This is a genomic window from Janibacter melonis, from assembly GCF_003721155.3.
Lineage (GTDB): Bacteria > Actinomycetota > Actinomycetes > Actinomycetales > Dermatophilaceae > Marihabitans > Marihabitans melonis.
Genome location: NZ_CP044548.2, coordinates 2,599,012 through 2,611,876, shown reverse-complemented (window position 1 = coordinate 2,611,876; position 12,865 = coordinate 2,599,012). Strand labels below are relative to the sequence as shown.

The following is a 12,865-nucleotide window of genomic DNA, read 5'->3' as shown; positions in this document are numbered from 1 at the left end:
CCCGACCCCGTCAGCGCTCGCCCGGGCCGATGCGCAGGCTGCGGAAGGCGGCGCGCTGCTCACGGGTGGTGAGCGCGAGGAGGCCGGACCCGCGCAGCTCACCCTCGAGCCGGTTGAGCGTGCGCGTGACGTGGTCGCGCTCGTCGTCGGCGACGACCTCCCAGAACCTCGGGTCACGCCGGAGGACCTTCACCACCCCGTGCATGTACTGCGCGGAGGGTGACGCTCGCAGACCGTTGCGGCTCATCGTGGGGTCCTCCCGATTCGGGCCCTGGACGGAGCGGTTCGCGGGCCGGGTGCTGTGCTCGTCGCGAACTCTGCCAGGGCGGACGGCTCGTCGCTGGGGAATGCCGTGATTGCTCCCCCCCCCCCCCGGATCCTGGTGACGGGCGCGTCCGAAAGTCACCGTGCGTCGCACTTTCGAGCAGGGCCCTCAGTGAGCAGGGATTTCGAACGCTCCCGAGGCCGGCCCAGGAGGGTGGGTGATGGCTGCTCGAAAAGGATCGTCAGTGGGCAGCGGCCAATGGAGCGAAGGGGTTGCTGCCCAGTCGGGGCCTAGTGCAGCCCTACGGGCGCCACGTGGCGACCACCCACCGGGCGGGGCGAGAGCCATCCGTCTTCTCCGGGTAGGCCAGTGTGTCGCCCTGCGCGCGTACTCGACCGTAGCCGCGGGTGGCCCCGAGCTCCGTCTTCTTCTGGGAGGCGATGTCGTAGAGGTACAAGGTGGCATCTCCGCGTCCAGACCCTCGGCCCCAGGCGATGAAGCGATCACCGCAGCTGATCTCGGTCGAGCCGCCGGCGCTGCGAAGAGGGATCCGTCGCGGGTGCATCTCATCGCGCGGGAGGACGTTGATCTCATCCCTCCCGTTCTTCGTCGCCGCCCATGCGATGTAGGTGCTGGTGCCGCACGTCATGGTGATCCTCGTGCTCGCGGTCGGGGCGTCGAAGCGGTAGAGCGTGCGTGATCTCGAGCCGTTGGACTCGACGATCCGCGGGGTGCCAGAGGTGCGCCCGCTGGTGAGGCGGTCATCGGCGATGTAGATCAGCCGGTCACCTGCTCTTGCGGGACCGTAGGCCCCCAGAGCGACCTGGCTTGTCTTCTTGGACCCGTCCACGGGGGCTGTGAGAATTCGGTAGGTGGGACGGTCGGGGTACAGCCCACCTCGCTGCTCCGGTGCGTTCGGGGCGTCGGTCGGCCAGTCCCGGATGGACCAGTACGCGCGGTCCTCGACCAGGGCTAGGGGATGCCAGTCGTCGTTGAACATCGGCACGACGTCGGCGCCGTAGTAGTCGTCGTAGCTGGCGATCACCTGCGCGGCAGGGCCGCCTACTGGAGAATGAGCCAGGATGCGCCAGTCCTCCGCCTCGAGGTTCGTCGAGCGAGTCTCACGCCAGATGAGGGTGTCGTCGTGTGCATCGGCGGAGACGAGCTGACTCGGGCCGGGCGGCTTCGGTGCATTGATCATCATGGTGGGCTCTTCACCGGGGAGCCACCACCCCATCTGCGTCGTGCCGGTCAAGAGAGGACCAGACGTTCCTGTGTCCGGCCGGATACTGGTGACGAACCTGCCGGAAGACGAGATCGCGGCGATCGACGCCGAACCGCCTCCCTTGACAGGGCCGCCGTAGAGACCCAGGCGTGTCAGGTCACCGTCGGTGGAGGAGGTCGGCGTCCACAGGCCCGTCGACGTGCGCTCTGACGCAGCCACTTCTCGCCCCGGCGGGTCGGGGGTGCTGGAGGTGCACGCCGGCGCAGCGATCAGCGCGACTACGGCGATGAGCCAGCGCGGCGAACGCGTCACGGTGCAACTCCTTCTGGATAGAACCACTCGCGTTGAACCCGACGACGCGCCCCACGCGCTGGGCGACGAGAGGGCACGGTCACCACCGCCGCGCCGCGGCGGCTACTCACCTGGGTAAGCGTGCAGATCGACGACTTCCTCCGGCGGGCTCGAGCACACCGAGCTGTTCGACCTCGACAGCCCCGGCAGGGACCCAGGCAGGACCACCCAGCGTCTCTCCTCTTGCTCCCACAACATCTGCCCCGATATAAAGCTCTCGTTTCGCCCGGCGACCCCACGCACCCACACGCAGGTGATCAGAGAAGAGTCACCATGGCCCCCGATCAGCGGCGGACCCATCGGTGTGAACCCTCGCGTGGCGTCGATGACCGTGGCGGCTTGATCGGTCGTCCCCTGCAAGACCGCGGCAACGCCAGCCACATCATGATCGCTGATCGCTGATCGGAAAGCCTGGGCTGTCGCACTTGGGGGAACCCGGCCCGGCGAGCATGCAGCTGGCAAGAACAGCCCCAGCAGGGCAGCTGAAGCCATAGTGCGCGCGCGTGCGGCCATTGTTTCAGATCCCCCGCTCGACTCCAGTCCAGCAGCCCGGCCGAGCCACCGACCCGCACCATCCTGCACCCGAACTCACCCCGCCCGCCAGACATGGGCGTTGTCGTTAGAAGGCCTGAACCGCCAGCTCGAAAAACATGGTTTTCGAGCAGGCCGGTGGTCCCGGCCGGGAGGAATCTCTCTTTGGAGGCGAAGCCGTCCGGGTCAGTCCATGACGTGGGGAGCGACGTTGTCGAGGAGTTGCTGGAGGTTGCGTTCCTGCTGCTCGTCGAGGTCGAGCTCGCCGCCCATCTCGTAGCTCATGTACCCGAGGTTCAGCCCGGTCGCGGCCGTCTCGGCAGAAGGTCCCGGCAGGACGCCCGCGCCGAAGGGAGAGATGCTCAGACCGAGCTCCGGAGAAGCGGCACCGTCCTTGGTGATGTTGCAGTAGGCGTAGAACACCCGGATCTGGACCATCTCGTCCGTGTCGAGATCGGGCGCCCACCGGTAGTCGCCGTCGTCGAGCAGCAGGACCTCGGTCGCGATGTCCGCAGCATCACCGAAGGCGTCCTCGCAGAAGACGGCCAGGCTCGCGTCGTCGCCGACCGTCGACAACGAGACGTCACGCCCGGTGCCCTCGATCGCCGGGGTGGAGCACCCAGCCAGCGCGAGCACACCGCCGACGACGACAGCACCTGTGATCTTCACGGGGGCGAGCATCTCAATCACCGAGGCCGTCGAAGACATAGCCCGTCGAGCCCGCTCAGCGCTCGAGGCGCATGCCCAAAGAGGTGGGGGCCGTCTCGACGAACCCCGTGGACGCGTACAGAGGGCGTCCCGGGGCGTCGGCCATGAGGGTCACGTACGGACCGTCCGGCGCAACCTCCTCGATCTGCGCGAGGAGGTCCGTCAGCACCCGTCGCCCCAGGCCGCGGCCCTGGTGCTCGGGCAGGGTCGCCATGTCGGCGATGTGGAAGTACCAGCCGCCGTCGCCGATGACACGGCCCATGGCCACGGCCCGCTCCTCGTGCCGGACCACGCTCCAGCACCAGCTGCCGGCCAGCGCGCCCTCCCCCTGCACGGCCGTCTTCGGGGTGAGGCCCGACGCGGCTCGCAGGTGGAGGTAGTCCTCGAGCGTCGGGGGCGTACGGACGAGCTGGTCGGTGGCGTCGGTCACGGCACGAAGGGTAGGCGGACCGGCTCACTTACGCAGCGTGCGGTCGTCCGGGAGGGCGTCGCATGACCTCCAGGTCCACGAGTGCGCCCGACCACGACCCCCGGTCGTCCCGTCCAGGGATGACGCCCGGCGTCACGACGTGCGTCGGCGGCGGACGCGAGACGTCGACGTCCTCACCGACGACCACGGCCCTCGCGACCTCGCCCTCGCTCCACCCGCCCCAGAGGTCCCTGACCCGCCGTACGACACCGGCGGCCATCGGGAAGCCCTCGGGCGCGTCCATGGCGTGGCCCTCGAGGCCGCCCCGCACGCTGACGACCCCGGCGACCGGGCTCGGGGCGTCCCAGTAGATGCACGCCCCGTCGGCGTCGAGCCGGGTCGGGTGACGACCGAGCTCGGCGCCGGGCCACGGGCTCAGCGGGGTGGCTGTCGCCCGCAGCCCGACGACCCCCGGCGGGGGCAGGTGGTACCTGCTCTCCTCGCTGAAGGTCAGCCACATCTGCAGCACCGCACCCCTGGCCACGTGCCAGCCGTCGCCCTCGATGATCCAGTCCGGGATCCGCACGGGGAGCACCATGCGTCAGATGGTCGCAGCGACGTGCCGAGCCCGCACCAGGGGCGACCCCTCACGCGTAGACGGGGTCGCTCTCGTCTCGCCTCGAGGAGACCCACGACGGGTCGAGCAGGTCGACGACCGGGACGGTCCGCGACTCGTCGAAGACGACGACCCGGCCGGCGATGCCCCAGCGGCCCTCACGCCGCTCGAAGCGATCGACGTAGCGGCACCGGATGATCGCGCAGTCCTGCTCGCTCGCGTCGTCGGCCGCCCGCTGGCGCAAGAAGCACAGGCAGTACGACTCGACACGCGCCGCGTCCGTGCCCTCGAAGTCCACGAGCACGTTCGTCACGAAGTGCTGCGAGGAGTCGATGGTCTGATGGCGACGGCGGATGTCCTCGACGAGCCCGGCTGCGTCACCGGTGTACGCCCCGTGCACGTCGACGGCGTCCTCGAAGTAGCACTGCGCGATCGCGTCGTAGTCGAGCCGGTCGACCGCCCGCGCGTACCGGCTCAGCACGTCCTGGATCTCGAACCTGTCGTCTGCCCTGCTCATGCGTGCGTGGCCTCCGTCGGGGTGGGGGTGAGGGCGGCAGCCCGGTGGGCGGCCTCGCGGCCGGCGACCCGGCCGAGGACGAGCGCGTGCGCGATGGAGTTGCCCCCACCGACGTAACGCTCGCCGAGGACGCCGCCGGCAGCCTCACCGGCGGCGTACAGGCCGGGGACCGCCCGGCCGTCGGTGTCGACGACCCTGGTGCGCGAGTCCACCTGCAGCCCGGTGTGGGTGCACACGAGCTCGGCGGGGAGCATCCGCACCGCGTAGTACGGACCGGACGCGATGGGGTCGAGGTGGGCGTCGACCCCCTTCGCCGCGAGCGTCTCGTGACGCAGGAAGTCCTCGTCCACCCCGGTCGCGAAGAGCTCGTTGAAGCGCTCGACGCTCGCGCAGAGGGTGCCGGCCGGCACGCCGATGGCGCCCGCGAGGTCCTCGAGGGACTCGGCGCGGCGGATCACCCCCTTCGCCACCTCGTCGGCGACCCGGTCGGCCGTCCAGTCCGCGTACCCCTCGGGCAGCGCGAGACGGGCGCGCTCGTCGAAGACCGCCCAGACCCAGCCGCCGTGGTCCTTGAGGATCCCCGGGCTCACCGCGTACGGGGCGTCCTCGTCCATGCAGCGACGCCCGTCGGTGCTCACGTGGATCCGCGACGGCGGCGGGAAGCCGCTCTGCCAGTGGTGCTGCTGCTGGTGCTCCGCCGTGACGAGGAGCAGCCCCCAGCCCTGCCCGAAGAGGGAGAGCCCATGACGCTCCGCGATGCCGATGTGGTCACCGCGCGAGCCCGGTGCGGCGACGACGAAGAGCGCATCCCCGGCGACCTCGGTCTCGGGGAAGTACCTCGCGACGAGCTCGGGGTTCGCGGCGAGGCCACCGGAGGCGATGACGACCGACGGCGCGCTGATCCGGGTGCCCTCGATGACGACCCCTGCGATCTCGCCGTCCTCGACGACGACGTCCTCGACCCGGCTGCCGAGCGCGAGGTCGACGCCGAGCCGCGCCCGCGCGCGGTCGAGCGCCTGGACGAGCCCGTAGCCCTGGTCCTTGGGCACGTGGCCGCGCCACACGTCCTCGACGCCGGCACGGGAGAGACCGGGCATGTGCGCGTTGTGCGAGATCTGCGCGGGGATCTCGACGCCGAGGTCGGTGACCCACTCGATGATCGAGCTCGACTCCTCGCAGAACATCCGAACCGGCCCGGGCAGCACGCGCCACTGGTTGAGGTCCATGTAGTGCTGGAACATGCGGGCCGGGGAGTCCTCGACGCCGACCGCGGCCTGCACGTGGGTTCCGGCGGCGGTGAGCAGACCGGCGGAGAGCTGGGTGGAGCCGCCCACCTCGTCCTCGGACTCGACGAGGAGCACGCGGGCACCCTCCTGGCCGGCAGAGATGGCCGCCGCGAGCCCCGCCCCGCCGGCGCCGACGACGACGAGGTCGTAGTCGTAGGTCTCAGACATGCTGGGACCCCCCGTCGACCGGGATGCTCGCGCCGGTCACGTACCGCGCGCTGTCGGAGAGGAGGAAGGCCAGGGCGCCGAAGACCTCCACCGGCGCACCGAGGCGGCGAAGGGGGACCGTGCTCAGCGCCCGGTCGAGGGCGGCGGCGTCCTCCTGGACCCAGCGGGTCATCTCGGTGTCGATGAAGCCCGGGGCGATGGAGTTCACCCGGATGTCGTCCGGCCCGAGCTCGACGGCCATGCACGTCGTGAGGTGCTTCACCGCGGCCTTGGAGGAGTTGTACGCGGCCCGGGTGACGCGCGCCCGGACGGCCGCGACCGAGGCCATGTTGACGATGACCCCGCCGCCGACGGTACGGAAGTGGCGGGCGGCGGTCTGCCCGCCGTAGACGACGCCGTTGACGTTGACGGAGTAGGTCGTCGCGAGCTGCTGCGGGGAGATGTCGGTGAAGTCCGCCTGGGGGAAGACGCCGGCGTTGTTGACCCACATGTCGAGCCGGCCGAAGGCCTCGAGGGCCGTGGCTGCGAGGGCGTCGTGGGCGGCCGGGTCGGTGACGTCGGCGCCGACACCGATGACGCGGCCCGCGCCCTCGACGTCGGCCAGACGGGCGGTGATCTGCTCGGCGACCGCGGCCATCGCGTCGCCGTCGAGGTCGCCGCCGACGGCGTTCACGCCCTGACGGGCGAGCTCCTCGACGAAGAGCGCGCCCATCCCCCGGCCGGCCCCGGTGACGACGACGGTCCGGCCGGCGAGCTCGGGGTAGAGCGCGGGCAGGGGCGAGGTGTCGACGCGGCCGGGGTTGGAGGTGGTGGCGTCAGTCATGTGCTGCTCCTTGCTTCGTGGGGCCGTCGCCGTCGCGGACCACCCGGCGGCACTCGAGGCGCAGCGACGGGTGACGGCGGAGACGGTCGTGGATGGTCGTGATGCGCTCGATGCGCGCGGCACCGGTCGCGAGGTCCTGCGTCGTGACGATGAGGAGGGTGGCCCGCACGTCGAGGTGGTCGTGGCCGACCTCGTCGACGCAGACGTTCGTCACGACGTGGTGCAGGTGCGGGGCCGACTCGTGCAGCCGCCGCGCGAAGTCCTCGAGCGCGGCAGCCCCGGTCACGGGCTGCTCGTAGGTCGGCGACTCGAAGACCCCGTCGTCGGTGAAGGTCGCGGCCCAGCCGGCGGCGTCGCCGCCGTCGATCGCCAGGCTCTGGCGGGCGTAGAGGTGCTGCACCTCGAGGAGCGCGAGCGTCTCGGGCGTCATGGCGTGCTCATGAGGTCGGCGAGGATGCGGTGGTAAAGACCGCCGGAGGTGAGCCCGCCGTCGGCGACGATCTCGGCGCCGTTGACGTAGGACGACGCGTCAGAGAGCAGGAAGCACACGACGGAGGCGATCTCGTCGGGGTCGGCGAGACGCCCGTCGGGCACGGACGCCAGGCTCGCGTCGACGAAGGAGGTGTCGGCCGCCTGGTGGAGCAGCGGCGTGCCCGTGAGCCCGGGGTGCAGGGAGTTGACCCGGATGCCGTGCGGGGCGAGCTCGAGGGCGCCGACCTTCGACAGGCCGCGCACGCCCCACTTGCTCGTGCCGTACGTCGCGGAGAAGTACCCGACCATGCCGGCGATCGAGCTGATGTTGACGACGGAGGCCCCCTTCGCCCTGGCGAGGGCGGGCGCGAGGGTCTTCATGCCGTAGAAGACGCTCGAGAGGTTGACCGCCATCACCTGCTCCCACTGCTCGACGGTCGTGTCGAGGATGCCCAGGCGCAGGCTGACGCCGGCGTTGTTGACCAGGCCGTGCAACGGACCGGCCTGCTCGACCCCCTTCGCCAGGGCTGCCCACGACGTCGGGTCGGCGACGTCGTGGACGACCGCCGTCGCCTCCCCGCCCGCCGCGGCGACCTCGTCGGCCACCCGGTGGGCGCCGTCCTCGTCGACGTCGGCCACCCACACGTGGGCACCGCGGGCCGCGACCGCGAGGCAGTCGGCGCGCCCGAGACCGCCCGCGGCGCCCGTGACGACGACCGAGCGACCCTCGAGGTCGGGCGACCGGGTCACAGCTCGAGCTCCTTGCCCCGCGTCTCCGTGAGGAAGAAGGTCGCGACGAGCGAGAGCAGCGCGGTGAAGAGGAGGAAGCCGGCCGGGGCGAGGTTGTTGCCCGTGAGCTTGATGAGCAGCGTCGCGATGAAGGGGGCGGTGCCGCCCATGACCATGTTGGTGAAGTTGTTGGCCAGCGCGATGCCCGTGTAGCGGTAGCGGGCGCGGAAGAGCTCGGCGTAGGTGGAGAAGGAGACGCCGTTGTTGAGGCCGATGAAGAAGGCGAGGACCGACTGGGCCGCCATCGCCGGGACCATCGCGCCGTCTCGCATGAGGATGAAGGCGGGGATGGTCAGCAGGGCGACGACACCGCTGGAGAGGAAGAAGACCGGCTTGCGGCCGAAGCGGTCACCCATCCGCCCGCCGATCGGCAGGCTGATGACGGCCGCGACCATCGCGATGCACGTCGAGGTGAGCGCGACGGTCGGCGAGTGGCCGCCCTCGGTCTGCAGGTAGCTCGCGGCGTAGACGGAGCAGATGTAGTAGCCGCCGACGATCATCGCGCCGAGCCCGACGACGAGGACGATCTGGCGCCACGCGTGCCGCACGACGTCGGTCACGGGGTACTTCGCCTGCTCGATCTCGTCGGACTCCTGGACCGCCTCGAACTGCTCGGTCTCGTGCAGCTGGCTGCGGATGTAGAGACCGACCAGGCCGATCACGAGGCTGATGAGGAAGGGCACGCGCCACGCCCACGCGTCGATCGTCTCCATGCTGAAGGTCGCCGTGAGGCTGAGGGCGACGAGCGAGGCGAAGAGCGAGCCGAGGTAGGTGCCGGTGTTGACGAAGGACGTCTGGAAGGCGCGGTGCTGCGGCGGCGCGTGCTCGGAGACGAAGGCGTTGGCCCCGCTCAGCTCGCCGCCGGCGGCGAAGCCCTGGAGGCAGCGGCACAGGACGAGGACCGCGGTCGCCCACACGCCGAGGGTGGCGTAGGTGGGCAGCATGCCGATGCCGGCGGTCGCGACCGCCATGAGCAGGATCGTGTAGGTGAGCGACTTCTTGCGGCCGTACTTGTCGCCGATGTGGCCGAAGAAGATCCCGCCGGGGATGCGCAGGAAGAAGGCGACGGCGAACGCGGCGAAGGTGTTGAGCAGCGCGGTCGTGTCGTCGGTCGCGACGAAGAAGTGGGTCGCCAGGATCGCGGCCATGTAGCCGTAGATGCCGAAGTCGTAGTACTCGACGACGGTGCCGAGCACGGCGGCCCGGATGACCTTGACGGTGGACTGAGGGGGACGCGCGAGCTCGGTCTGGTCGCTCGCGGCGGTGGAAGTGGACATCGTTGGCCTCTCGCACATGTTCAAATGGTGAACGTAGTGTTCAAACTATGACGAGACGATGCCAGGAGGGGGTCTCGAGCGCAAGACCCTGGGACGGATCTGGTGGTGGGAGGGCAGGGCGAAGGGGGCGCCCGCGGGGTGCGCTGCGCGGTCAGCGAAGGGGGGCACAGGGGGTGCGCCGCACCGTGGGCGAGGGGGGTGGACCGGACGTCGAGGGCCCGGTGCGCTACCGGCCGGAGTAGAGCCGGGTCACCGCGTCGACGAGGTCGCCCAGGCCGGAGGGGACGCTGTCGCGCCACCACGTCAGGCGCACTGGGACGCGCGGGCCGTCCTTGACGGGGCGGAAGGTGACGCCGTGCCGCGAGTGGTGGTGGGCGGTCGCCTCGGCGGTCGTGCCGACGCCCCGGCCCGCGGCGATCGCGTCGAGCCAGCTGTCGACGTCCGTCGACTCGAGGTAGTCGCGCGGGGCACCTCCCTCGGGCCACAGGTCACGGCTCGTCGTCCCCGAGCGGGGGTCGACGAGCACGGTGCGCTCCGCGATCTCGGCCATGGTGATGACGCGGCGCCGGGCCCAGCGGTCGTCGTCGGAGGCGAAGGCGACGAGACGACGCTCGAGCCCCACGACGACCGAGTCGAGCCGCGGGTCCTCCGGCGCCCGTCGGACGACCGCGACGTCGCACACACCTTCGGCCAGACCACCGGTGGGCGAGTTGTGGCGGACGAGCTGCAGCGTCGACCCGGTGCGCTCGGTCGACCACTGCCGCTGCAGGGGTGCCGTGTGGACCCCGAGCGCGGCCCACGCGTAGCCGAGCCGCAGGACGCCGTGCCGGGTCGCGAGGAAGTCGGTGAATCGCTCGGCCTCGGCCAGGACCCGCCGGGCCTGCGGGAGGACCTGCTGGCCGACGCTCGTCAGCTCGCAGCCGCGGGGGACGCGGCGCAGGAGGCGGTCGCCCACGTCGTGCTCGAGCGCGGCGATCGTGCGCGAGACGGCGGCCTGCGAGACGTAGAGCCGGGCGGCCGCCTCGGTGAAGGAGCCCGCGTCAGCCGCGGTCACGAAGAACTCCAGCGCGCGCAGGTCCCATGCCATGACCTCAGCGTATGGCAGCGCCACAACATGCACTGGTGTCATGGGACGAGCGGTCCTAGCGTCGAGTGCATGACGACGAGGACAGTAGTGGGGTGCGGGCCGTCGACGGTGACATCGGCACCGTCGACCCCCGACACCGCCCAGCGGCAGCACGCCGGGGGCGTCGCGCTGGCGCTCCTCGGCGCGGTCTCGAACCAGACGGGGGCAGCGGTCGGGGCGACCGCCTTCCCGGCGATCGGTCCGGTCGGGGTCGTCGCCGTCCGTCAGCTCGTCGTCGCGGCGGTGCTCGTGCCGGCGGTCCGCCCCTCGCTGCGGGGCCTGCGGCGCGACCAGTGGCTGCCCGTCCTCGGTCTCGCCGTGGTCTTCGGCGTGATGAACCTCGGGCTGTACGGCGCGATCGAGCGGATCGGACTCGGGCTGGCCGTGACGCTGGAGTTCGTCGGCCCCCTCGCCGTCGCGGTCGTCGACTCGCGCCGCTCCGGGGGTCTGCTCGCCGCTGCCCTCGCGGGCGTCGGGGTCGTCGTCCTCACCGACCCAGGTCCGACGTCGGACCTGATCGGCATCGCGATGGCCCTCACCGCGGCGGCCGCGTGGGCGGCCTACATCGTGCTCAACCGCGCCGTGGGACGAGCGATGCCCGGCCTGACCGGGACCGCGCTGGCCAGCCTGATGTCGGCCGGGCTGTGGCTGCCCGTCGGGCTCGTGTGGTTCGTCGTGCACCCGCCGACGACGCAGGCGATCCTCCTGGCCGCGGCGTGCGGGATGCTCGCCTCGCTCGTGCCCTACGTCGTCGACCTGCTCGCCCTGCGCCGGGTGAGCGCGGGCAGCTTCGCCGCCCTCACGAGCGCCAACCCGGTCGTCGCAGCACTGGCGGGCCTGGTGCTGCTCGACGAGCGCCTCGGGCTGCAGGCCTGGGTGGGGATCGCTCTCGTCGTGACCGGCAACCTGCTCGTGACGATGCGAGGACTGGGCGGTCCCCCTTCGCTCAGGTCTGCTCGCGCAGGTACCGGCCGAAGTGCGGCACGGTGAAGGCGATGCGGCCGCGCTCCCCCGAGTAGATGAGGCCCTTCTTCAGCAGGGCGTCGCGGGCCGGCGAGAGCGACTGCGGCTTCTTGCCGAGGTGCGAGGCGACCTCCGCGGTGGCGACGGACTCGATGTCGTCGAGCTCCTCCCCCTTCGCCGCGGTGTCGGCGGCCAGGTCGGCCATCGCGCGCAGGTACTCGCGCTCCCCCGGTGTCGCGCGCTCGAAGCGCGAGCCGAAGAAGCCGACGGCGAGCTCGCTCTCCGCGTCGGGAGCCGCGACGGTGACGTCGTCGGGGGTGATCGGCGAGCGGGGGGCCTTGTCCCACACGGACTTCCCGTACGCCTGGATGAAGTAGGGGTAGCCACCCGTCGCCGCGTAGAGACGGTCGAGGGCCTCCTGCTCGAAGGCTGCGCCCTCGAGCTCGGCGGGCGAGGTGAGCGCCCGGTCGGCGGCCTCGCGCGGCAGCCGGTCGATGCGCACGTAGCGGAAGAGCCGCTCCGAGTAGGACTTGCTCGCCGAGAGCACGGCCGGCAGGTGCGGCAGCCCGGCGCCGACGACGATGACGGGCAGACCGGACTGGCTGATCTCGTGGCAGGCGGCGCACAGCGCGGAGATGTCGTCGGGCCCGAGGTCCTGCATCTCGTCGATGAAGACGGCGACGCCGCGGCCGAGGTCCGCCGCGAGCCCGCCGACGTCGGTGAGCAGCTCGACGAGGTCGATCTCGATGTCGCCGGAGTCGGCGCGACCCTTGATAGCGGGCGCGTCGATGCCGCCGGTCCACATCTCGCGCAGCTTCGTGCCCGGCGCGGAGTCGCGCTGCCCGAAGGACTTGATGACGCCGAGGACGTGCTCGACCTCCTCGGCCTGGCTGTGGCCGAGCTCGCGGACTGCCTGGTGCAGGGCGCTGGCGAGGGGGCGGCGCAGCCGCTGGTCCGGGCGGGCCTCGATCTTGCCGGTCCCCCACCGCGCACGGACGGCAGCGCTGCGGAGCTGGTTGAGGAGCACCGTCTTGCCCACGCCGCGCAGCCCGGTGAGGACGAGGCTGCGGTCGGGACGGCCGGCGGCGACCCGCGCGAGGACGACGTCGAAGGTCTGCAGCTGCTCCTCGCGACCCGCCAGCTCGGGCGGTCGCTGGCCGGCGCCGGGCGCGTACGGGTTGGTGATCGGGTCCATGAGATCGGACGGTATCCCGATGTCTAGCTGTGTCCCGATATCTCGGTAGCGAGTCGCAGCGAAGGGGTGACGGCCGGCTCTCGTCAGGGCGGCAACGTTGTCAGTGGTCGAACGTATGTTCTACCTATGGCTCTTGCACCAGCCC

The 12,865-nt window shown here is 71.3% G+C and carries 14 protein-coding genes; 1 reads left to right on the top strand and 13 read right to left on the bottom strand.

The window, feature by feature from the left end:
• Positions 1–10: 10 nt before the first annotated feature.
• The 12 genes from EEW87_RS12480 to EEW87_RS12425 all read right to left on the bottom strand — a co-directional run bounded on the left by EEW87_RS12480 (position 11) and on the right by EEW87_RS12425 (position 10,523).
• On the bottom strand, positions 11–247 hold the full coding sequence (locus EEW87_RS12480) for a hypothetical protein (RefSeq protein WP_123092736.1): 237 nt from the start codon (positions 245–247) through the stop codon (positions 11–13).
• Positions 248–566: 319 nt separating this feature from the next.
• On the bottom strand, positions 567–1,802 hold the full coding sequence (locus EEW87_RS12475) for a hypothetical protein (protein ID WP_163562452.1): 1,236 nt from the start codon (positions 1,800–1,802) through the stop codon (positions 567–569).
• Positions 1,803–2,558: 756 nt separating this feature from the next.
• Entirely contained in the window at positions 2,559–3,041 is a 483-nt protein-coding gene (locus tag EEW87_RS12470) for a hypothetical protein (RefSeq protein ID WP_148041611.1), read from the bottom strand.
• A 55-nt stretch (positions 3,042–3,096) separates the two neighbouring features.
• Positions 3,097–3,510 carry a GNAT family N-acetyltransferase gene (locus tag EEW87_RS12465; protein ID WP_123093135.1) on the bottom strand — a complete coding sequence of 138 codons (414 nt, stop codon included), beginning with the start codon at positions 3,508–3,510 and terminating at the stop codon, positions 3,097–3,099.
• Between the two features lie 28 nt (positions 3,511–3,538).
• Positions 3,539–4,087: a hypothetical protein gene (locus EEW87_RS12460; protein ID WP_123093136.1), complete on the bottom strand. Its 549-nt coding sequence runs from the start codon at positions 4,085–4,087 to the stop codon at positions 3,539–3,541.
• Positions 4,088–4,136: 49 nt separating this feature from the next.
• Positions 4,137–4,622, bottom strand: coding sequence for a nuclear transport factor 2 family protein (locus EEW87_RS12455; RefSeq protein WP_123093137.1), 486 nt, complete (start codon positions 4,620–4,622; stop codon positions 4,137–4,139).
• Positions 4,619–6,076, bottom strand: a complete 1,458-nt coding sequence (locus tag EEW87_RS12450) for an FAD-dependent oxidoreductase (RefSeq protein WP_123093138.1) — start codon at positions 6,074–6,076, stop codon at positions 4,619–4,621. Before EEW87_RS12450 ends, EEW87_RS12455 begins: the two co-directional genes overlap by 4 nt.
• Entirely contained in the window at positions 6,069–6,899 is an 831-nt protein-coding gene (locus EEW87_RS12445) for an SDR family NAD(P)-dependent oxidoreductase (protein WP_123093139.1), read from the bottom strand. Before EEW87_RS12445 ends, EEW87_RS12450 begins: the two co-directional genes overlap by 8 nt.
• Positions 6,892–7,329 (bottom strand): nuclear transport factor 2 family protein, encoded by a 438-nt coding sequence (locus EEW87_RS12440; RefSeq protein WP_123093140.1) that lies wholly within the window; start codon positions 7,327–7,329, stop codon positions 6,892–6,894. The genes EEW87_RS12445 and EEW87_RS12440 overlap by 8 nt, the downstream gene beginning before the upstream one ends.
• The gene (locus EEW87_RS12435) at positions 7,326–8,120 is read right to left on the bottom strand and encodes an SDR family NAD(P)-dependent oxidoreductase (protein ID WP_123093141.1); all 795 of its coding nucleotides are present in this window, start codon (positions 8,118–8,120) and stop codon (positions 7,326–7,328) included. The genes EEW87_RS12440 and EEW87_RS12435 overlap by 4 nt, the downstream gene beginning before the upstream one ends.
• Positions 8,117–9,436 carry an MFS transporter gene (locus tag EEW87_RS12430; protein WP_201464620.1) on the bottom strand — a complete coding sequence of 440 codons (1,320 nt, stop codon included), beginning with the start codon at positions 9,434–9,436 and terminating at the stop codon, positions 8,117–8,119. Before EEW87_RS12430 ends, EEW87_RS12435 begins: the two co-directional genes overlap by 4 nt.
• 226 nt (positions 9,437–9,662) lie before the next feature.
• Positions 9,663–10,523 carry a LysR family transcriptional regulator gene (locus EEW87_RS12425; RefSeq protein WP_123093143.1) on the bottom strand — a complete coding sequence of 287 codons (861 nt, stop codon included), beginning with the start codon at positions 10,521–10,523 and terminating at the stop codon, positions 9,663–9,665.
• Between the two features lie 69 nt (positions 10,524–10,592).
• Here EEW87_RS12425 and EEW87_RS12420 point away from each other — a divergent pair, with 69 nt between their 5' ends.
• Positions 10,593–11,552, top strand: coding sequence for an EamA family transporter (locus tag EEW87_RS12420; protein ID WP_123093144.1), 960 nt, complete (start codon positions 10,593–10,595; stop codon positions 11,550–11,552).
• Here EEW87_RS12420 and EEW87_RS12415 read toward each other — a convergent pair.
• Positions 11,509–12,720, bottom strand: coding sequence for an ATP-binding protein (locus EEW87_RS12415; RefSeq protein ID WP_123093145.1), 1,212 nt, complete (start codon positions 12,718–12,720; stop codon positions 11,509–11,511). The two genes, EEW87_RS12420 and EEW87_RS12415, sit on opposite strands and share 44 nt — an antisense overlap.
• Positions 12,721–12,865: the final 145 nt, after the last annotated feature.